This is a genomic window from Allobosea sp. LjRoot237, from assembly GCF_964253285.1.
Taxonomy (GTDB): Bacteria; Pseudomonadota; Alphaproteobacteria; order Rhizobiales; family Beijerinckiaceae; genus Allobosea.
Genome location: NZ_CAXUQP020000001.1, coordinates 2915097 through 2932713, shown reverse-complemented (window position 1 = coordinate 2932713; position 17617 = coordinate 2915097). Strand labels below are relative to the sequence as shown.

General features: G+C 65.8%; 20 protein-coding genes. 13 read left to right on the top strand and 7 right to left on the bottom strand.

Features of this window, described 5'->3' with window-relative positions; genetic code table 11:
• Window positions 1-71 precede the first annotated feature (71 nt).
• A complete protein-coding gene (locus tag ACSQ24_RS14180; RefSeq protein ID WP_436095293.1) occupies window positions 72-1205 on the bottom strand; it encodes an efflux RND transporter periplasmic adaptor subunit in 1134 nt (377 codons plus the stop codon).
• A gap of 251 nt (window positions 1206-1456) precedes the next feature.
• Here ACSQ24_RS14180 and gatB point away from each other — a divergent pair, with 251 nt between their 5' ends.
• The 5 genes from gatB to ACSQ24_RS14155 all read left to right on the top strand — a co-directional run bounded on the left by gatB (window position 1457) and on the right by ACSQ24_RS14155 (window position 5114).
• A complete protein-coding gene (gatB, locus tag ACSQ24_RS14175) occupies window positions 1457-2938 on the top strand; it encodes an Asp-tRNA(Asn)/Glu-tRNA(Gln) amidotransferase subunit GatB (RefSeq protein ID WP_436095292.1) in 1482 nt (493 codons plus the stop codon).
• Window positions 2935-3441, top strand: coding sequence for an N-acetyltransferase family protein (locus ACSQ24_RS14170; protein ID WP_436095291.1), 507 nt, complete (start codon window positions 2935-2937; stop codon window positions 3439-3441). Before gatB ends, ACSQ24_RS14170 begins: the two co-directional genes overlap by 4 nt.
• Window positions 3438-3830: a hypothetical protein gene (locus ACSQ24_RS14165; RefSeq protein WP_436095290.1), complete on the top strand. Its 393-nt coding sequence runs from the start codon at window positions 3438-3440 to the stop codon at window positions 3828-3830. Before ACSQ24_RS14170 ends, ACSQ24_RS14165 begins: the two co-directional genes overlap by 4 nt.
• Window position 3831: 1 nt before the next feature.
• Window positions 3832-4293: an N-acetyltransferase family protein gene (locus ACSQ24_RS14160; RefSeq protein WP_436095289.1), complete on the top strand. Its 462-nt coding sequence runs from the start codon at window positions 3832-3834 to the stop codon at window positions 4291-4293.
• Between the two features lie 113 nt (window positions 4294-4406).
• A complete protein-coding gene (locus ACSQ24_RS14155; RefSeq protein WP_436095288.1) occupies window positions 4407-5114 on the top strand; it encodes a glutathione S-transferase N-terminal domain-containing protein in 708 nt (235 codons plus the stop codon).
• Between the two features lie 177 nt (window positions 5115-5291).
• Here the strand turns inward: ACSQ24_RS14155 and ACSQ24_RS14150 are convergent, their stop codons facing one another.
• Entirely contained in the window at window positions 5292-5666 is a 375-nt protein-coding gene (locus ACSQ24_RS14150) for a DUF2147 domain-containing protein (protein ID WP_436095287.1), read from the bottom strand.
• A gap of 361 nt (window positions 5667-6027) precedes the next feature.
• Here ACSQ24_RS14150 and ACSQ24_RS14145 point away from each other — a divergent pair, with 361 nt between their 5' ends.
• Window positions 6028-6297 (top strand): sel1 repeat family protein, encoded by a 270-nt coding sequence (locus ACSQ24_RS14145; protein WP_436095286.1) that lies wholly within the window; start codon window positions 6028-6030, stop codon window positions 6295-6297.
• Window positions 6298-6300: 3 nt separating this feature from the next.
• Here ACSQ24_RS14145 and ACSQ24_RS14140 read toward each other — a convergent pair whose 3' ends face one another.
• Window positions 6301-6843: a GNAT family N-acetyltransferase gene (locus tag ACSQ24_RS14140; protein WP_436095285.1), complete on the bottom strand. Its 543-nt coding sequence runs from the start codon at window positions 6841-6843 to the stop codon at window positions 6301-6303.
• Between the two features lie 399 nt (window positions 6844-7242).
• Here ACSQ24_RS14140 and ndk point away from each other — a divergent pair, with 399 nt between their 5' ends.
• The gene (ndk, locus tag ACSQ24_RS14135) at window positions 7243-7665 is read left to right on the top strand and encodes a nucleoside-diphosphate kinase (protein WP_436095284.1); all 423 of its coding nucleotides are present in this window, start codon (window positions 7243-7245) and stop codon (window positions 7663-7665) included.
• A 199-nt stretch (window positions 7666-7864) separates the two neighbouring features.
• Here ndk and ACSQ24_RS14130 read toward each other — a convergent pair whose 3' ends face one another.
• Window positions 7865-8689, bottom strand: coding sequence for a MipA/OmpV family protein (locus ACSQ24_RS14130; RefSeq protein WP_436095283.1), 825 nt, complete (start codon window positions 8687-8689; stop codon window positions 7865-7867).
• 226 nt (window positions 8690-8915) lie between these two features.
• On the opposite strand from ACSQ24_RS14130, the gene ACSQ24_RS14125 reads away from it, so the two are divergent.
• Both ACSQ24_RS14125 and ACSQ24_RS14120 read left to right on the top strand, forming a co-directional pair.
• The gene (locus ACSQ24_RS14125) at window positions 8916-11006 is read left to right on the top strand and encodes a molybdopterin-containing oxidoreductase family protein (protein ID WP_436095282.1); all 2091 of its coding nucleotides are present in this window, start codon (window positions 8916-8918) and stop codon (window positions 11004-11006) included.
• Window positions 11007-11197: 191 nt separating this feature from the next.
• Window positions 11198-11488: a hypothetical protein gene (locus ACSQ24_RS14120; RefSeq protein WP_436095281.1), complete on the top strand. Its 291-nt coding sequence runs from the start codon at window positions 11198-11200 to the stop codon at window positions 11486-11488.
• A gap of 12 nt (window positions 11489-11500) precedes the next feature.
• On the opposite strand, the gene ACSQ24_RS14115 is transcribed toward ACSQ24_RS14120, so the two are convergent.
• A complete protein-coding gene (locus ACSQ24_RS14115) occupies window positions 11501-12217 on the bottom strand; it encodes a glutathione S-transferase C-terminal domain-containing protein (RefSeq protein ID WP_436095280.1) in 717 nt (238 codons plus the stop codon).
• Between the two features lie 123 nt (window positions 12218-12340).
• Here ACSQ24_RS14115 and ACSQ24_RS14110 point away from each other — a divergent pair, with 123 nt between their 5' ends.
• The gene (locus ACSQ24_RS14110; RefSeq protein ID WP_436095279.1) at window positions 12341-13087 is read left to right on the top strand and encodes a helix-turn-helix transcriptional regulator; all 747 of its coding nucleotides are present in this window, start codon (window positions 12341-12343) and stop codon (window positions 13085-13087) included.
• A gap of 257 nt (window positions 13088-13344) precedes the next feature.
• Here ACSQ24_RS14110 and purN read toward each other — a convergent pair whose 3' ends face one another.
• Together purN and purM are read right to left on the bottom strand one after the other, a co-directional pair.
• On the bottom strand, window positions 13345-13947 hold the full coding sequence (gene purN, locus ACSQ24_RS14105; protein ID WP_436095278.1) for a phosphoribosylglycinamide formyltransferase: 603 nt from the start codon (window positions 13945-13947) through the stop codon (window positions 13345-13347).
• Between the two features lie 17 nt (window positions 13948-13964).
• A complete protein-coding gene (purM, locus tag ACSQ24_RS14100; protein WP_436095277.1) occupies window positions 13965-15035 on the bottom strand; it encodes a phosphoribosylformylglycinamidine cyclo-ligase in 1071 nt (356 codons plus the stop codon).
• Window positions 15036-15229: 194 nt separating this feature from the next.
• Between purM and ACSQ24_RS14095 the strand changes: the two genes are divergently transcribed.
• The 3 genes from ACSQ24_RS14095 (at window position 15230) to ACSQ24_RS14085 (ending at window position 17613) form a co-directional block, all read left to right on the top strand.
• Window positions 15230-15760, top strand: a complete 531-nt coding sequence (locus tag ACSQ24_RS14095; RefSeq protein ID WP_436095276.1) for a CDP-alcohol phosphatidyltransferase family protein — start codon at window positions 15230-15232, stop codon at window positions 15758-15760.
• A 73-nt stretch (window positions 15761-15833) separates the two neighbouring features.
• Window positions 15834-16928 carry an AI-2E family transporter gene (locus ACSQ24_RS14090; RefSeq protein WP_436095275.1) on the top strand — a complete coding sequence of 365 codons (1095 nt, stop codon included), beginning with the start codon at window positions 15834-15836 and terminating at the stop codon, window positions 16926-16928.
• Window positions 16915-17613, top strand: a complete 699-nt coding sequence (locus ACSQ24_RS14085; protein WP_436095274.1) for a hypothetical protein — start codon at window positions 16915-16917, stop codon at window positions 17611-17613. Before ACSQ24_RS14090 ends, ACSQ24_RS14085 begins: the two co-directional genes overlap by 14 nt.
• Window positions 17614-17617 lie beyond the last annotated feature (4 nt).

Here is a 17617-nt window from a genome sequence, read left to right as displayed (position 1 = left end):
TTTGGTCCTGGCCAAAGAGGGCAGGGCGGACGGAAAATACCGTCCACGCTTGGCGCGGCCTGTCGAGGCCGTCAGTTGGCGGCGGCCGCCTTGATCTCGGTCGGCTGCGGTGTCACCGCGACGCCCGGCCGCACCATCGGATTGGCGATGCCGTTGACGATCACCTTGTCGCTCGCGGTGAGACCCTTGGTGATGACGCGCAGCCCGTCGCTGATCGCGCCGAGCTGAACCGGCTTCGGCACCACCTTGTTGTCGGCGCCGACCGTCAGCACGATCTTGTTGGCCTGGTCGGAGACGATGACGGCATCCGGCACCAGCAAGGCGTCGCCTTCGCCGGCGAAGAGCCGCAGGCGCCCGAAGGTTCCCGGCGTCAGCAGTCCGTCGGAATTCGGGAAGACGGCGCGGGTGCGGATCGTCGCCGAACGCGCGTTCAGCGCGTTGTCGACGAAGTCGATCTTGCCTTCCCGGTCCCATTTGGTTTCGCTCGAAAGCCGCACGCGTACCGGCGTGCCGGGCTTCCGCAAATCCTGTGACTTCGTATAGCGAAGATAGTCGGCCTCGGAGGTGTCGAAGACGAACTTGATCGGGTCGACCGCCACGATCGTGGTCAGCAGCGTCGCGCCCGACTGGCCGCCGGCGATCAGGTTGCCCTGGTCGACCCGCTTGTTCGAGACGCGGCCGGCGAGCGGCGCGCGCACCTGTGTCCACTCAAGATTGAGCTCGGCCGTCTTCAGATTGGCTTCGGCTGCCTGCTGGCTCGCGATCGCGCCGTTGAGGTTGGCGCGGCGCTGGTCGATGTCGCGGGCGGTGATGGTGCGGTTCTGCGTCAGCGCCTCGGCGCGCTCGACCTCGTTCTGGTTGAGGTCGACCTGCGCCTTGGCACGCGCGACTTCGGCCCTGGAGGCGTCGACGGCGAGCTTGTAGGGCCGCTGGTCGATGGTGAACAGCAGGTCGCCGGCCTTGACCAGGTCGCCGTCACGGAAATGGACCGAATCGAGGAAGCCGGAGACGCGGGCCCGGACCTCGACCTGTTCGCTGGCCTCGAAACGGCCGGTGAACTCGTCCCAGTTGGTGACGCGCTTGGCGAGCGGCGTGGCAACGGTGACCGGCGGAGCCGGCGGGGCGCCTTGAGCGAGCGCCTCGGCGGACAGGGCCGGAAGCAGGACCGCCAGGGCGGCGATGGCCCGGCTGGAGCGGCGGATCATGTGAAACTCCGAAAATGCGGGCGCGGCGCAACCTTCACGGTTTCCGGCCGATTGCGCAACAACCCCATCGGACTGACGATTGTCAAGTTTCTTCACTCGACAATTTTGGCGCTATTTTCATCTGCCACCGGTCATTGTCGCTTTCGGGAGCCGCAAAGCCGGGTAACGGATGCTTGATGGCGGCGGGCCGAAGCTCTACCTGAGGGACGCGCGCGCCTGCGTCAGTAGCAACACCTCGTGGAAATCATCTCATGAATGCGCATGTCCGCCCCGCCGACCCGAAGAAGCTGATCAAGGGCGCGACCGGCGACTGGGAGATCGTGATCGGTCTCGAGATCCATGCGCAGGTGACCTCGAACGCCAAGCTGTTTTCTGGTTCCTCCACTGCCTTCGGTGGCGAGCCGAATGCCCATGTCAGCCTGGTCGATGCGGCAATGCCGGGCATGCTGCCGGTGATCAACGAGGAGTGCGTGCGCCAGGCGGTCCGCACCGGACTCGGTCTCAACGCGGCGATCAACAAGCGCTCGGTCTTCGACCGCAAGAACTATTTCTATCCCGATCTGCCGCAAGGCTACCAGATCAGCCAGTTCAAGCATCCGATCGTGGGTGAGGGCGTGATCGCGGTCGATCTCTCGCCGACCGAGCAGATCAGCGTCGGTATCGAGCGCCTGCATCTCGAGCAGGACGCGGGCAAGTCGATGCACGACCAGCACCCGACCATGAGCTTCGTCGACCTCAACCGCTCGGGCGTCGCGCTGATGGAGATCGTCTCCAAGCCCGATCTGCGCTCGGCCGACGAGGCCAAGGCCTATGTCTCCAAGTTGCGCACCATCCTGCGCTATATCGGCTCCTGCGACGGCGACATGGAGAAGGGCAACCTGCGCGCCGACGTCAACGTCTCTGTCCGCAAGGTCGGCGGACCGCTCGGCACGCGCTGCGAGATCAAGAACGTCAACTCTATCCGCTTCATCGGCCAGGCGATCGAGGTCGAGGCCCGCCGCCAGATCGGCATCATCGAGGATGGCGGCACGATCGACCAGGAGACGCGGCTCTACGATCCCGGCAAGGGCGAGACCCGTTCGCTGCGCTCCAAGGAGGAGGCGCACGACTATCGCTACTTCCCGGATCCCGATCTGCTGCCGCTCGAGTTCGATGATGCCTTCGTCGCCGAGCTGAAGGCGCATCTGCCCGAACTGCCGGACGCTAAGAAGGAGCGCTTCATCTCGCAGTACGGGCTCTCGCCCTACGACGCTTCGGTGCTCGTCGCCGAGCGCGAGCAGGCCGATTATTTCGAGGCGGTCGCCAAGGGCCGCGACGGCAAGGCCGCTGCCAATTGGGTGATCAACGAGTTGTTCGGCCGCCTCAACAAGGAAGGCAAGGACGTCTCGGCCTCGCCGGTCTCGGCCGCACAGCTGGGCGGCCTCGTCGACCTGATCGGCGAAGGCGTCATCTCAGGCAAGATCGCCAAGGATCTGTTCGAGATCCTCTGGTCGGAGGGCGGCGACCCCCGCGAGATCGTCGAGACCCGTGGCATGAAGCAGGTCACCGACACCGGCGCGATCGAGAAGGCGGTCGACGAGATCATCGCCGCCAATCCTGACAAGGTCGAGCAGGTCAAGGCCAAGCCGACCATGCTGGGCTGGTTCGTCGGCCAGGCGATGAAGGCCTCGGGCGGCAAGGCCAACCCGCAGGCCCTGAATGAGATCCTGAAGAAGAAGCTCGGCATCGAGTGACGCAACCCGGTCTCATCATCCGCGACGCGACTGCGGCCGATCTGCCGGCCGTACGCGGACTTTTGGTCGAGACCTGGCACGCTACCTATGACGGCATCTATGGCTGGCAACGTGTCGCGCAGATCACCAACGCCTGGCATTCGCTCGATGCGCTCTCCGCCCAGCTCGGCCGCGACAGCGGCGTCTTCCTGATCGCGCAGCTGGACAAGGAGATCGTCGGCACTGCCTCTGCACGACGGGAACCGGATCGAGCGGCAATGCTGACTCGGCTCTATGTCACTCCGCCGCGGCAGGGGGAGGGAATTGGGCGTACCCTGCTGCAGGTCGCGCTCGCCTGCTTTCCCGACGCGCCGGTGGCACGGCTGGAAGTCGAGAGCCAGAACGAGCTCGCCATCGCCTTCTACGAGCGCATGGGCTTCTTCCTGCAGCGCCAGGCCCGCTTCGACGGGCGCGAGGACACCCCCAACACGCTGATCATGGCCAAGCGGCTTTTCGTCGGATGAAAACCTACGACGTGATCCCTTTCGGTGAACGGCAGTTCCTGCTTCACTTTTGGCCCGTCACGGGCTTCCTGGAGAAATTTGACTCCGGACAATATTACGCCACCACCTGCAAGATCGTGCTCTCGGACGGTTATGCTGATCAGCATGACTGCATTGTGCGCAGAGAGCGCAGGCTAAATTTTGCTAACATACTGGTCGACGGCATCTATGTCCTCGTCAAGTCAGGCCTCGTTGCAGAGGCGCTTTCCGCCGCAGCCTATCAAATGACGCATGTCGGCAGGGCAATCAGCGAGGCTGAGGCTATAGCTTGGAGAAGCGACCCACCGTCGCAAGGCCATGACATTACCAGCAAAACTAAGAAGCCTGCCGATGACCACTTTGGACAATGACATGATCCAGATTCGTCCGGCGTGCCGCGAGGATGTCGCGCGCATCGCCTCCCTGATCATGCTGGGGGCCGCTACGCAGACACGCACGCTCGCGCAGATCGAGGAGGAGGCGCGCCACCCGGCCTATCTCGCCGCCTTCGACGAGGTCGAAGCCAGCCCTTACAACACGCTTTTCGTCGCCGAGCTCGACGGTGAAGTCGTCGGCACCTTGCAGGTCACGCTGATTCCCGGCCTGGCTTATCGTGGTCGCAAGCGCGCCAAGCTCGAGAGCGTCCATGTCCACCCCGACCTGCGCGGCCGGCGCATCGGTGAGGCCATGGTCGCCCATGCAGTGGCGTTCGCCCGCAAAAAGGGAGCCGGTCAGGTCGAGCTCACTTCGAACAAGTCGCGCGAGGCGGCGCACCGGTTCTACCGGCGCCTCGGCTTCGACCAGGGTCATGAGGGCTTCAAGCTTGTGCTGTGAGCGCGCTGCCCGCATGCCGCGCCCGCTCCAGGCGCACGGCCCCGGCGCTTACGCCGGCCGGGCCTGCGACCTAGATGTCCTGGCGACCCACAACAACCCGTAAGGATTGGGACATGTCAGCAGTGCAGGGCAAGCCGATCGATCTCCACTACTGGCCGACGCCGAACGGCTGGAAGATCACCATCATGCTCGAAGAGGCCGGGCTTCCCTACAACGTCATCCCGGTGAACATCGGCAAGGGCGACCAGTTCAAGCCGGAGTTCCTGGCGATCTCGCCCAACAACCGCATGCCGGCGATCGTCGATCCCGATGGCCCGGATGGCAAGCCGATCTCGGTCTTCGAATCCGGCGCGATCCTGCAATATCTCGGCCGCAAGACCGGGAAATTCTACCCGAAGGACGAGCGCGCTCGCGTCGCCGTCGACGAGTGGCTGTTCTGGCAGATGGGCGGCTTCGGCCCGATGCTCGGCCAGACCCACCATTTCCGCATCTATGCGCCCGAGAAGGTGCCCTATGCGATCGATCGCTACACCAACGAGGCGAACCGCCTCTACGGCGTGCTGAATAGGCGCCTCGAGGGCCGCGACTACATCTGCGACGACTACTCGATCGCCGACATGGCCTGCATCGGCTGGGCCCGCGGCTGGGAACGCCAGGGCCAGGACATCGTCCAATTCCCGAATGTCGGCCGCTGGATCGATACGATGCTCGCCCGGCCTGCCGTGGAGCGCGGGCTCAAGGTCGCGGAGGAACTGCGCAATCCGGCCGGGATCAGCACGCCCGAGGAGAAGGCGATCCTTTTCGGCCAGAAGGCGCGGTAAGCCCCTTCAATCGGGACGGGAAACGCACCGTCATCCTGGGCGAGCGGAGCTCGGCCCGGGATCCATCGAAGAGCTCCGGAACTCTACGATGGATCCCGGAGCTGCGCCGCTACGCGGCTTGTCCAGGATGACGTGGTGGTTCCGAGCGCAAGTGGCATGCCCCGGGGGCCTCGCGCTTCAATTCGACCGCGACCACTTCACCGTACGGCAGATCAGCCCGCCGAGCACACAGCCAGCGGTGGTGAGGCTGTCGCCGGAGAGCGTCATCGTGCCGGAATAGGTCTTGCCGTCTTCAGGGTTGAAGGCGCTGCCGTTCCATTTGCCGCCGGCTGCCGGCTTCATGTCGTAGAAGATGCGCTGGCCGACCTTGGCCGGGCCGCTGGCGTCCTTGAGCCAGGAGATCGTGCCGCACATCGCCTCGCCGCATTTGGTGAAGCGGACCTTGGACGCGCCGGTGTCGCGCAGCCAGGTGCCGGTGACGTCCTGGGCCGAAGCGGGGGCGGCGAAAGCGAGCAGCAGGCCGGCGGCAGTCATAGTCAGGCGAATGGCCATGGCGTTCCTCCTCTGTGGTGGCGATCTGTGTCGCCATATCGTTCAGATATAAACTATATCCGAGCCCGCGCCGGCTTCAAGATGCCATCTCGCGCGATCGCGGTGGCTTCGATGACCTCGGGGCAAGGTAAATCCCGAGTTGACGCCTGCGCCGAGGTCGAATCCAGGACCCATTGCAATCATTGAAAAATTCAGCACACGAGCCTGAATCGAATCTTGCTTTAACCGCTCGTTTGCGACTCGTTGAGCTTCGATTCATCTCGAATTTTAGCGGCTTCTTTTACCGCCCGGCACGAACCTCTCCTCACAAGCCGCGGCCTCCAAAACGGACCGGCATCGAAGGAAAACAGGGGTGATTGTCATGGCACGCATGGAAATGAGCGCGATCCCGGCCTCGCTGGCGATCCCGATGGAAGCCTCCGCCGACGCCTATTACGAGCTGGGCCTGATGCATGCGTCCGGCCGCTCCGGTTCGGTCGATCTCGTCGCCGCACAGACCTGGTTCAACATCGCCTTCGCCAAGGGCTGCGATCGCGCCGCAGCCCATCGTAGCGAGCTGGCGCTGGAGATGAGCCGCGACGAGACCGCCGAGGCGCTGCGCGAGGCACGCCGCTTTCTGACCCGGCACTGAGGTTCAGGTACGCAGCCGCGCCATCGTAAGCGCGTCGGCATAGGCGCCGGCGCGGAAGCCATAGGCGCGCAGGAGCCCTTCCTGCTCGAAGCTGAACTTGCGGTAGAGCGCGATCGCCGCCGCATTGTCGGCATAAACAGTCAGCTCGAGCCGCTTCAGGCCGAACCAGTTGTCGGCGGCGTCGACGAGTTCGCCGAGTAGCGCCGTGCCGACGCCGGTGCCGTGATGATCGTCATGTACGCCAATGCCGACATAGGCGGCGTGCGCCCGTCGGCCGCGATAGCGCTCGAAGCCGGCCTGGCCGATCAGCTCGCCGTCGCGGAGCGCGACGATGTTGAGCCCTTCGGCATCCGGGTTCTCCAGCCAGCGCCGCGTCACCTCTGTGCGTTGGTAGGGCAGGCGCAAGGTCCCGGCGCGAAAGCCCGGTAGATTGACTAGCGCCGTCAGCGCTTCCAGGTCATCGCTGCGCACAGCCCGGATCGATAGCCCGCTGGAGCCGGGCGGCCGCTCCGATCGGCCGGGATACACATCTCTTCCAAATGTCATGTCTGCTCTCCGAGAAACCGGGAGAGCCGAATTCCAGCGAACCCTGCTCGCCACGGCAGGGTTTGCGGGGATGATCGCGGCGCGCTTAGCGCAAGGCCGATCCCGCACACCCTTCCAGGTGCGTCGACATCAGGACTACGAGGGCGGTCGCAGCGATCATGCCGGGGATCATAGCGGCAGATCGTGCGCCGACAAGGCTCGCCACAGCCTTGTGGCACGGGGAGGGCGCAAGAGCCGGATGATTCGATCGAAAATCGCCGTGCGGTTTTCGATCGAATCTGAATCCGTCTCTTTTCAGATAGTTAGAGCATGATGGCGACCGAAAACCGGTTTCCACTTTTCGGCATCATGCTCTATAAGCGCGCCGCATTCCCCGATTTTCCCGCAAGGATAATAACGATGGCTGTCCAGCGTACCTTCTCCATTCTCAAGCCCGACGCGACGAAGCGCAATCTCACCGGCGCGGTCAACGCGGTCATCGAGAAGGCCGGCCTGCGCATCGTCGCGCAGAAGCGCATCCAGATGACCACGGAGCAGGCGCAGACCTTCTACGCCGTCCACAAGGAGCGGCCCTTCTTCGGCGAACTCGTCGAGTTCATGACCTCCGGCCCGGTCGTCGTGCAGGTTCTCGAGGGCGAGGACGCGATCGCCAGGTATCGTGAGGTGATGGGCGCGACCAACCCGGCCAATGCTGCCGACGGTACCGTCCGCAAGCTCTTCGCCCAGTCGGTCGGCGAGAACACCGTGCATGGCTCCGACGCGCCGGAGACCGCCGCGATCGAGATCGCGCAGTTCTTCGCAGGCAACGAGATCGTCGGCTGAGCCGACTTTCGTATTCCGGAAATAAGAAGGGCGGGTCCGCTGGACCCGCCCTTTTTCGTTGGTGACCGCGTCATTGCGAGGAGCGCCAGCGACGAAGCAATCCAAGAGGACGTAGAGCGCTGCCGCCCTGGATTGCTTCGCGGAGCCTGTACTCGGGCTTGCCGAAGGCAAGACCCGGGTGCTCGCAATGACGGCAAGGTCAGAAGCCGAGATCGAAGGCGTAGCTCGCCGAGATGCCGAAGGTGAGCGAGTCGCGGTCGCCGAAAGCCTTGACGATCGGCGCTTTGGCCGCGTCGCCCATCAGGTGCTTGTACTCGACATAGGCGGTGGTCTGCAGCTTGTCCGACCAATGATAGGTCGCCTGCGCAATCGCGCCGACCGAGTGCACGCCGGCATTGTAGCGCTGCAGAATGCCGCCATTGCCGGCGGTGACGCCGCCGAAATAGGTGCGGACATAATCGGCGCCGACGATCATCATGCGCGGGCCGACGCCGAGCGACCAGGCGCCGATGCGCTGGAAGACGTCGACCTTTGCCTCCGCCACCATCGCATCATGCGCGACGATGCCGCGGCGCAGGTCGACACGGGCGCGCATCCATGACGTGGGGTAGAATTCGACGAAGGCGCCGGCTTCGGCGCCGAACTTGGTGTCCGGCACTCCGGTGATACGCAGGGCCGCATTGGTGTCGGCCTTGCGCTCCCAAAGCAGGTTGCCGGAGAAGCCGACGCGCCAGGCCTGGCCCGAGAAGAAGCCGATGCTGATCGCATCGTCCTCTGAGGTCCACCAGGTGCTCTTGGTGCCACGGCCCAGCGAGATGATCGGCCGCGGCCGGAAGACATAGTCGTTCGAGCCCGCATAGTCCGGCTGGTAGCGCAGGCCGGCGCCAAGTGTCAGGTGCCAGTTCTGCACCGGCTCGGGCGAGGTGTACTGCGCGTACTGGGGGGACTGAGCTTTTGCCGGGGAGCCCAGCGCCAGGGACAGGCACGTGGCCGCAAGGCCGGCAAGGTAGGCAACGCAACGCATCGTCAGAACTCCGGCGCGTGAGCGCCTTGGACTACTCGGATACGTGCAAACTGAATCATTAGTCTTAACCCGGAGTTGACGAGCGCTTGCCTGCGACAACGCTGCTCGTATGGCTGGTGGCCCGGCCGAATCCCCAGCCGCCGGATGCGGCCACATTGCCTCGCTGCAGCCTGGCAATGCAACCGCCCCGCTTCCGTGGACACTGGACCTGTTCTAGGAAGGGGGCATGACAGAGCTTCCTCGCATCGCGCGCCTGCCCTCGGTCTGCCCGCATGACTGCCCCTCCGCCTGTTCGCTCGAGGTCGAGGTCATCGACGGCAAGACGATCGGCCGGGTCCGTGGCAACAAGCGCCAGAGCTACACCGATGGCGTGATCTGCGCGAAGGTCGCCCGCTACGCCGAGCGCATCCATCATCCGGACCGGCTGCTCCACCCGCTGCGGCGCGTCGGACCGAAGGGCTCCGGCGCCTTCGAGCGCATCTCCTGGGACGAGGCGCTGGGAGAGATCGCCGAGCGTTTCCTGGCGATCGAGGCCGAGCACGGCAGCGAGGCGATCTGGCCTTATTACTACGCCGGCACCATGGGGCTGGTGATGCGCGACGGCATCAATCGCCTGCGCCATGCCAAGCGCTATTCCGGCCAGTACTCGACGATCTGCACCACCACGGCCTGGACCGGCTTCATCGCCGGCACTGGCAAGCTCGCCGGCCCCGATCCGCGTGAGATGGCGAAATCGGACTGCGTCGTGATCTGGGGCACCAATGCCGTGCATACCCAGGTCAATGTCATGCACCACGCCATCAAGGCGCGGAAGGAGCGCGGCGCCAAGATCGTCGCGATCGATATCTACCGCAACGCCACGCTCGACCAGGCCGACCTTGCGCTCGTGCTCAAGCCGGGCACGGATGGCGCACTCGCCTGCGCCGTCATGCATGTGCTTTTCCGCGATGGGCACGCCGATCGCGACTATCTCGCTCGCTTCGCCGATGCACCGGATGAGCTCGAAGCGCATCTTGCCACGCGTACGCCCGAATGGGCGGCGGCGATCACGGGCCTCAGCGTCGCCGATATCGAAGAATTCGCCGCGCTCGTCGGGACACGCAAGAAGAGCTTCTTCCGGCTCGGCTATGGCTTCGCCCGCCAGCGCAACGGCGCGGTCAACATCCACGCCGCCTCCTGCATCCCGACCGTGACCGGCGCCTGGCAGTACGAGGGCGGCGGCGCCTTCCACTCGAACAGCGGCATCTACAAATGGCGCAAGGGCCTGATCGAGGGGCTCGACAAGATCGATCGCACCGTGCGCCAGCTCGATCAGTCGCAGATCGGCCGTGTGCTCACCGGCGATGCCGACGCGCTGCGCCAGGGCGGGCAGGTCAGGGCACTGTTCATCCAGAACACCAATCCGGTGACGGTCGCGCCTGAGCAGGAGCTGGTGAAGCGTGGCTTTGCCCGCGACGACCTCTTCACGGTCGTCCACGAGCAGTTCATGACCGAGACCGCGCTGATGGCCGACATCGTGCTGCCGGCAACGCAGTTCATGGAGCATGACGACCTCTACCAGGGCGGCGGTCACCAGCACATCATGTGGGGCGGCAAGCTCGTCGACCCGCCGGGCGAGTGCCGCTCCAACCATGAGGTGATCTGCGCCCTGGCGCAGCGCCTCGGCGCCGAGCACCGCGGTTTCGGCATGACCCCGCGTGAGATCGTCGACTGGACCTTGCAGGAGACCGGTCGCGGCACGCTCGATGAGCTGGTCGCCAATGATTTCCTCGACGTGCAGCCGGACTTTGAAACCGCACATTATCTGAACGGCTTCGGCTGGCGCGACGGCAGGTTCCGTTTCAAACCGGACTGGACCAAGGTTCCGAACAGCAATGCCGGCCTCGTCGGCCCGCACGAGACGCTGCCCTCGCTGCCCGATCATTGGGGCGTGATCGAAGCGGCCGATGACGAGCATCCGTTCCGACTCGCCACCAGCCCAGCGCGCAACTTCCTGAACTCGAGCTTCACCGAAACGCCGACGGCCAGGAAGAAAGAGGGCGCGCCAACGCTGATGCTGCACCCGGACGATGCGGGCGCGCTCGGCATCGCCGCTGGCGATCATGTCACCGTCGGCAACCAGCGCGGCACGGTCGAGCTCGACGCGGTGTTGTTCGACGGGTTGGTGCGGGGCGTCGTCATTGCCGAGTCGATCTGGCCGAACGGCGCGCATCGCGGTGGCCGTGGCATCAACACCATCACCGGAGCGGATTCGCCGGCGCCCTATGGCGGCGCCGCCTTCCACGACAACAAGGTCTGGATTCGCAAGGCGGTGTGACCTTTGCGTCATTGCTTTTTTACTGGGCCTGTGGACCATCCGCGCCGCGCGACGGCACAGCCTGTCGAGGGGATTCGGAAGTCCCCTGGGCTCAGCCGCGGAAACGGACAGTGCGAACGATGATGAAGCGGCGGGTTGATGCGGTCGTCTGGGCCGCTGGGTTGTCCTTGCTTATTTCCGCCGGTGCGGCGATGGCCGCTGGCAGCACGAGTTCGTTGCCGCCGCCGGACCCGACGGCGAAGAACCTGACGCCCTATATGATCCAGCTGCGTGCCTTCGACGCCTGTCTGATCACCCAGTCGCAATTGATGAGTACGACGCGCGAGGCCGTGCACACGCCGTGCAGTTGCTACGCCAAGGGCACGGTCAACGCCATGACCAAGGACGAGATCCAGGCCTTTCGCGACACCGGCTATTTCAACGACTCCGCCCGCGAGAAGGGCTACGAGTTCATCGACCGCTGCAAGCTGAAGAGGCCCTGACCGGCAGGCGGCTCATGCCGCCTTCGCCGTCTCGTCCTTGAAGTAGCGTTCGCGCATCCGGCCGGCATAGCTGACCAGGTTGGCGTGCTCCAGCAGCGCGCCGCGAATCGGCGAGTCGAAGATTTCGCACAGGCCAGCGATCATGAAGGCCCCGAGCGTCGCGTCTGCGCCGCTTGGATCGGGGCCGGTGAGATAAGGGTTCCCGCCGAGGATGCTGGCGAGCGCCTCAAGCGCCCGCTTGGCCAGCACGAGCCGCTCCGCATCGCTGTGCCGGCCGATGCCATTGCCATGCAGATTGCGGCGGACCTGGCGCTTGACCATGGCGACGACCAGCGGCCGCAACGGCGCCGGCACGGCATCGAAGAAGCGGCGCGGTCCGCGATCGAAATTGGCGGGATTGGCCCAGCGCTCCTGCACCACCAGCCAATACATGTGATCTTCGAGCATCTTCTCGACGGCCCAGGCGGTGCCGCGTTGTTCGGCGCTCAGGCCCTTGTCGAAGTCGATGCCGTGCTTTTGCTCCAGATGCAGGCGGATGAAGCTGGTGTCGGGAATGAGCTCGTCGCCGTCGCGCAGGACCGGGAACTTGCCCTTCGGCGCCTTCTGCAGATTGCCACGTAGGCGTTTGTAGGGCAGGCCGGACATTTCCATCAGGATGATGCCCTTCATGCAGAATGGGCTGGGGTCGGGTTGACCGAAGCCAGGCCCGAAAACGTGAAGCTCCAGCATTTTTCCTCCCGGCCAACGCATTTCGGCATGCAGCATGCACTGCTGCCACACTCCTGACATTTGATGTCAGGGCGAGTAGAGCAAGATCACCTTACGCCATCTCTCATTAAGCGGAACCACGCCATGCAGCGCGCTGAACGCTTGCTCGATCTGATCCAGGGGCTGCGCCGCCGGCGCCGCCCCGTCACTGCCGAGACGCTCGCCTCCGAGCTCGACGTCTCGGTCCGCACCGTCTATCGCGACATTGCGGCCTTGCTGCGCCAGGGCGTTCCCGTGCGCGGCGAGGCTGGCATCGGCTATGTCCTCGACGCCGGCTTCGACCTCCCGCCGCTGATGTTCTCGCCCGACGAGATCGAGGCCGTGCTGGTCGGCATGCGCTGGCTCTCCGAGCGGGCCGACCCGACCCTCGCACGCGCCGCCGAAGACGTCGTCGCCAAGGTGGCGGCGGTGCTGCCGCCGCACTTACGCCCGATCCTGCTCGACGGCGCGCTGTTCGCGCCGGCCTATTGCAAGGATTCCGCCATCGTCGACCAGGTCGACGCGGCCGCGATCCGGGCCGCGATCCGCAATGGCCGCAAGCTCGATATCGCCTATCGCGACGAGGCCGGCGCCGAATCGCGGCGGATGATCTGGCCGATCGGGATGACCTTCTTCGACCGGGTCCGCGTCGTGATCGCCTGGTGCGAGCTCAGGCAGGCGTTCCGCCATTTCCGGACCGACCGCATCGCCGAGCTCACCGCCCGCGAGGAGCGCTACCCGGCCCGCCGCGCCGACCTGTTCCGGCGCTGGCAGAAGGAGGAGCAGGAGGCGGCAGCGAGGCGGGCGATGGAGCAGCACAGTCTGCAGAGCGAGCCGGTGGCGGTGCAGTAGGCCGTCAGGCTATAGCCGTCATGAAGTGCGCGGGGAACCCTTCTCCCGTGTGGGAGAAGGGCAGGGATGAGGGCCTGCCCTACCAACAGAAGGCGCGGCGGCTGCCGCTTCGCCCTGATCATCCGCGGCGGTCCCTCACCCCTACCCCTCTCCCATCCGGGAGAGGGGATCCCGCGGGTATCTTTTCCTTCCGAGCCTTCTGGTCCCGAGATGCTCGGCTCTTCGCTTTTCTCCGGCCGAGAATGACGGCTGGAGCTTCAGGCGTCGGCCGCCGCCCGGTCTTCCAGCTTGGCGGCGCCGGAAGCGACCAGCGCCAGCGCTTGCGGGTAGATCCTATGCTCCTGTTCGAGCACGCGTGCCGTCAGGCTCGCCTCGTCGTCGCCGGGCAGGACCGGCACCTTGGCCTGAAGGATGGTCGGCCCGGCATCGAGTTCGGGCACGACGAAATGCACGGTGCAGCCATGTTCGACGACACCCGCCTCGAGCGCTCGGGCATGGGTGTGCGTGCCGCGGAAATCCGGCAGCAGGGACGGGTGGATGTTGATCAGTCGGCCCTGCCAGCGTGTCACGAACCAGGGCGTCAGCACCCGCATGAAGCCGGCGAGCGCGATGAGCTCGATCTGGTTGGCCCGGAGCGCTTCGTCCAGCGCGCGCTCGAAGGCTTCGCGATCCTTGCCGAAGGAGCGGTGGTCGACGCTGACCGTGGCAATGCCGGCCGCGCTCGCGCGCTCCAGCCCGCCGGCGTCCGGCACGTTGGCGGCGACCAGCACGATCTCTGCGGGGAAATCGGCGCGTTTGGCCGCCTCGATCAGCGCGACCATGTTGGAGCCGCGCCCGGAGATCAGGATCGCGGTCCGCATCCGCCTAGCCGCCGTGCTCACAGCGCGAGCTTGCCGCGATAGACAACGGCTTCATCGGCGCCACGTGCAGTGACCTCGCCGAGCCGCACCGGCTTCTCACCGGCCTCGGCCAGAGCCGCCATGACGGCATCGGCTTGAGCCGCCTCGGCGACGACGATCATGCCGATGCCGCAGTTGAAGGTACGCAGCATCTCGCGCTCGGCGACGCCGCCGACGCTGGCGAGCCAGCCGAAGACCGGCGGCACGGCGATCGCCGGCAAATCGATCGCGACGCCCAGATCGTCGGGCAGTACGCGCGGAATGTTGTCGGGGAAGCCGCCGCCGGTGATGTGCGCCAGCGCCTTGATGCCGGGCGCCGCCTTCAAAGCCTGCAGCAGGCTCTTCACATAGATCCGGGTCGGCTCCAGCAGCGCCTCTGCCAGCATCCGCTCCGGCGCGAACGGGGCGGGCGCCTCCCAGGCCAGGCCGGAGAGGGCGACGATGCGGCGCACCAGCGAATAGCCGTTCGAATGCACGCCCGAGGAGGGCAGGCCGAGCACGACGTCGCCGGCGACGAGGTCGGCGCGCGGCAGCAGCGTACCGCGCTCGGCCGCACCGACGGCGAAGCCGGCGAGGTCATAATCGTTGCCGGCATACATGCCCGGCATCTCGGCGGTCTCGCCGCCGATCAGGGCGCAGCCGGCCTGGCGGCAGCCCTCGGCGATGCCGCGGACGATCTCGACGCCGGCCTGCGGGTCGAGCTTGCCGGTGGCGTAATAGTCGAGGAAGAGCAGCGGCTCGGCGCCCTGCACGACGAGGTCGTTGACGCACATCGCGACGAGGTCGATGCCGATGGTCGAATGCCGGCCACTCTCGATCGCGATCTTGACCTTGGTGCCGACGCCGTCATTGGCGGCGACCAGGATCGGATCGCTGAAGCCGGCGGCCTTCAGGTCGAACAATCCGCCGAAGCCGCCGATCTCGGCGTCGGCGCCGGGCCGGCGCGTCGAGCGCACCAGTGGCTTGATCGCGTCGACCATGGCGTTGCCGGCATCGATGTCGACGCCCGCCTGCGCGTAGGTCAGCCCGTTGGCGCCCGGTTTCGTCATCGGTGTTCGCTCTAAACCAGAAGTGAGAGACGGATTCACCGATCAGGTCGGTTCGACCTGATCGGATCCGGCTCTTCCTGCGCGAGCGAATAGGCAAGCGCAGGGCAGGGGGCAAGCCCTCCCGCGAAAGCATTTCGCACTTCTCCCGCCTCTGCTCTACTTTGGAGTGCGATTCCGCCGGCAGGTTTCCCGCGATGACGCTTCCGAACCTGATCACCATCGCCCGCCTGATCCTGGTGCCGCTGGTGATCGTCATGATCGTCAATGGCCGCTGGGACGAGGCCTTCTTCCTCTTCGTCGCGGCCGGCGTTTCCGACGCCATCGACGGTTTCATCGCCAAGCGCTTCGACATGAAGAGCGAGCTCGGCGCCTATCTCGATCCGCTTGCCGACAAGGCGCTGATCGTCTCGATCTACATCACGCTCGCCATTGTCGGCATCATCCCGGTCTGGCTGGTGATCGTCGTCGTCTCGCGCGACCTGATGATCGTCGCCGCGGTGATCTTGTCCTGGCTGATGGCGCGGCCGGTGACGATTGCGCCCATTATCGTCAGCAAGCTCAACACCGCCGCCCAGCTCGTCTTCGCAGCGCTGGTGCTCGGCTCGAAATCCTTCGGCATCGACGCTGGCGCCGTGATGCCGGCGGCGCAGATCGTCGTCGCAACCTTGACGCTGGCCTCCATGGGGGCCTACCTCGCCCTCTGGCTACGCCATATGGCGACCTGATCCATGACTTGGATGATCCCCGAGGGATCACCATAATCAGGGCGCCGCGAGGTCCGGCTCTAGAGGCGAGTGCATGAGTCTTCAGCGTCAACTGCTCTTCTGGGCGCTCGCCCTGGCCATTCTCGTACTCGCGCTGATGCTGTTCCGGGACGTGCTCCTGCCCTTCATCGCGGCGCTGGCGCTGGCCTATCTGCTCGATCCGCTGGCCGACCGGCTCGAGCGCTGGGGGCTCAGCCGGCTCACCGCCACGATCGCGATCCTCTGCCTCTTCCTGCTCGTCTTCGTCGTCGGGCTGGTGCTGCTGGCGCCGCTGCTCAGCCAGCAGCTCGCCGGCCTGGTGGCGCGGCTGCCCGCCGATGCCGCCAAGCTACAGGCTTTGATCATGGAGCGCGGCGCGCCGCTGATCGAACGGTTCGGCGGCGCCAAGCTAGCGCAGGACGCTCAGAGCTCGCTCGGCAATCTCGTCGGCGAGGCGACGAACTGGGTCGGCAAGCTCCTGGGCTCGCTCTGGTCGGGCGGCACCGCGATCATCGGCGTGTTCTCGCTACTGGTGCTGACCCCGGTCATCGCGTTCTATTTGCTGGCCGATTGGGATCGCATGGTCGCGACGGTCGACAGCTGGCTGCCGCTCGATCATCGCGACACGATCCGCGGCCTGCTGCACGAGATGGACACGGCCATCGCAGGCTTCCTGCGCGGCCAGGCACTGGTCTGCCTGCTGCTCGGGACGTTCTATGCGATCGGGCTGTCGCTGGTCGGCGTCAATTTTGGCGCGCTGATCGGCATCATCAGCGGCTTTCTCTCCTTCATTCCCTATGTCGGCTCGCTGACCGGGCTCGTGCTCTCTGTCGGCGTCGCCACCGTGCAGTTCTGGCCGGACTGGACGATGCCGCTGCTGACGCTCGCCGTCTTCGCCCTTGGCCAGTTCATTGAAGGCAACATCCTGCAGCCCAAGCTGGTCGGCGACTCCATTGGCGTGCATCCGGTCTGGCTGATGTTCGCGCTGCTCGCCTTCGGCTCGCTCTTCGGCTTCGTCGGCCTGCTGCTTGCCGTTCCGCTGGCGGCGATCATCGGTGTGCTCGCCCGCTTCGTGCTGCGGCAGTATCTCGCCAGCCCTTATTATCGCGGCTATGCCGGTCGGCCGCCCGAGCCCCATGTCGAGTCCTGAGCCACCGGTGAAGCCGCGCCAGCTCGCCTTCGACTTGCCGGTCGATAGCCGGCACGGCGTCGAGGATTTCCTCGTCGGCCCCTCGAACGAGCAGGCCTATGGCCTGATCGAGAGCTGGCCGAACTGGCCGGCGTCCTGGCTGCGCCTGGTCGGGCCGGAAGGGGCGGGCAAGACCCATCTCGCCGCGATCTGGGCGGCACGCGCCCATGCCTGGACGCTGTCCGCCGCAGAGCTCGACGAGGCCAAGGTGCCGCATCTGGCGTCGGGTGGCGCACTGGTGATCGAGGATTGCGACCGCGCTCCGCTCGACGAGCCGGCGTTGTTCCACTTGCTCAACGCCACCAAGGCACGCGGCGCCACCGTGCTGCTGACGGCGCGGACCGAGCCGGGACAATGGGGCCTGAAGGTGCCGGACCTGCTCTCGCGCCTGCGGCTGGCTCCGCAGGCCGAGATCGCACCGCCCGATGACGCGCTGCTGCGCGCGCTGCTCGTCAAGCTCTTCGTCGACCGCCAACTGATCGTCGACACCGGCACCATCGAGGCGCTGGCGCTCCGGATGGAGCGCTCCTTCGCCGCGGCGCGCGATCTCGTCGACGCGCTCGACCGGCTTTCGCTCGAGCGTGGCCGGCGCGTCACCCGCGCCATGGCCACCGAGGTGGTCGCGTCGCTTTTCCCGGACGAGTGACCGC

What these genes read in the sequence shown, in the direction of transcription:
- ACSQ24_RS14155 (WP_436095288.1), top strand. Translation starts at nt 4,407, where the DNA reads ATGTCAGCAGTGCAGGGCAAGCCGATCGATCTCCACTACTGGCCGACG.
- ACSQ24_RS14090 (WP_436095275.1), top strand. Translation starts at nt 15,834, where the DNA reads ATGAGTCTTCAGCGTCAACTGCTCTTCTGGGCGCTCGCCCTGGCCATT.
- purN (WP_436095278.1), bottom strand. Translation starts at nt 13,947, where the DNA reads ATGCGGACCGCGATCCTGATCTCCGGGCGCGGCTCCAACATGGTCGCG.
- ACSQ24_RS14125 (WP_436095282.1), top strand. Translation starts at nt 8,916, where the DNA reads ATGACAGAGCTTCCTCGCATCGCGCGCCTGCCCTCGGTCTGCCCGCAT.
- purM (WP_436095277.1), bottom strand. Translation starts at nt 15,035, where the DNA reads ATGACGAAACCGGGCGCCAACGGGCTGACCTACGCGCAGGCGGGCGTC.
- ACSQ24_RS14140 (WP_436095285.1), bottom strand. Translation starts at nt 6,843, where the DNA reads ATGACATTTGGAAGAGATGTGTATCCCGGCCGATCGGAGCGGCCGCCC.
- ACSQ24_RS14095 (WP_436095276.1), top strand. Translation starts at nt 15,230, where the DNA reads ATGACGCTTCCGAACCTGATCACCATCGCCCGCCTGATCCTGGTGCCG.
- ACSQ24_RS14115 (WP_436095280.1), bottom strand. Translation starts at nt 12,217, where the DNA reads ATGCTGGAGCTTCACGTTTTCGGGCCTGGCTTCGGTCAACCCGACCCC.
- ACSQ24_RS14165 (WP_436095290.1), top strand. Translation starts at nt 3,438, where the DNA reads ATGAAAACCTACGACGTGATCCCTTTCGGTGAACGGCAGTTCCTGCTT.
- ACSQ24_RS14180 (WP_436095293.1), bottom strand. Translation starts at nt 1,205, where the DNA reads ATGATCCGCCGCTCCAGCCGGGCCATCGCCGCCCTGGCGGTCCTGCTT.
- ACSQ24_RS14145 (WP_436095286.1), top strand. Translation starts at nt 6,028, where the DNA reads ATGGCACGCATGGAAATGAGCGCGATCCCGGCCTCGCTGGCGATCCCG.
- ACSQ24_RS14120 (WP_436095281.1), top strand. Translation starts at nt 11,198, where the DNA reads ATGGCCGCTGGCAGCACGAGTTCGTTGCCGCCGCCGGACCCGACGGCG.
- ACSQ24_RS14150 (WP_436095287.1), bottom strand. Translation starts at nt 5,666, where the DNA reads ATGGCCATTCGCCTGACTATGACTGCCGCCGGCCTGCTGCTCGCTTTC.
- ACSQ24_RS14130 (WP_436095283.1), bottom strand. Translation starts at nt 8,689, where the DNA reads ATGCGTTGCGTTGCCTACCTTGCCGGCCTTGCGGCCACGTGCCTGTCC.
- ACSQ24_RS14085 (WP_436095274.1), top strand. Translation starts at nt 16,915, where the DNA reads ATGTCGAGTCCTGAGCCACCGGTGAAGCCGCGCCAGCTCGCCTTCGAC.
- ACSQ24_RS14110 (WP_436095279.1), top strand. Translation starts at nt 12,341, where the DNA reads ATGCAGCGCGCTGAACGCTTGCTCGATCTGATCCAGGGGCTGCGCCGC.
- gatB (WP_436095292.1), top strand. Translation starts at nt 1,457, where the DNA reads ATGAATGCGCATGTCCGCCCCGCCGACCCGAAGAAGCTGATCAAGGGC.
- ACSQ24_RS14160 (WP_436095289.1), top strand. Translation starts at nt 3,832, where the DNA reads ATGATCCAGATTCGTCCGGCGTGCCGCGAGGATGTCGCGCGCATCGCC.
- ndk (WP_436095284.1), top strand. Translation starts at nt 7,243, where the DNA reads ATGGCTGTCCAGCGTACCTTCTCCATTCTCAAGCCCGACGCGACGAAG.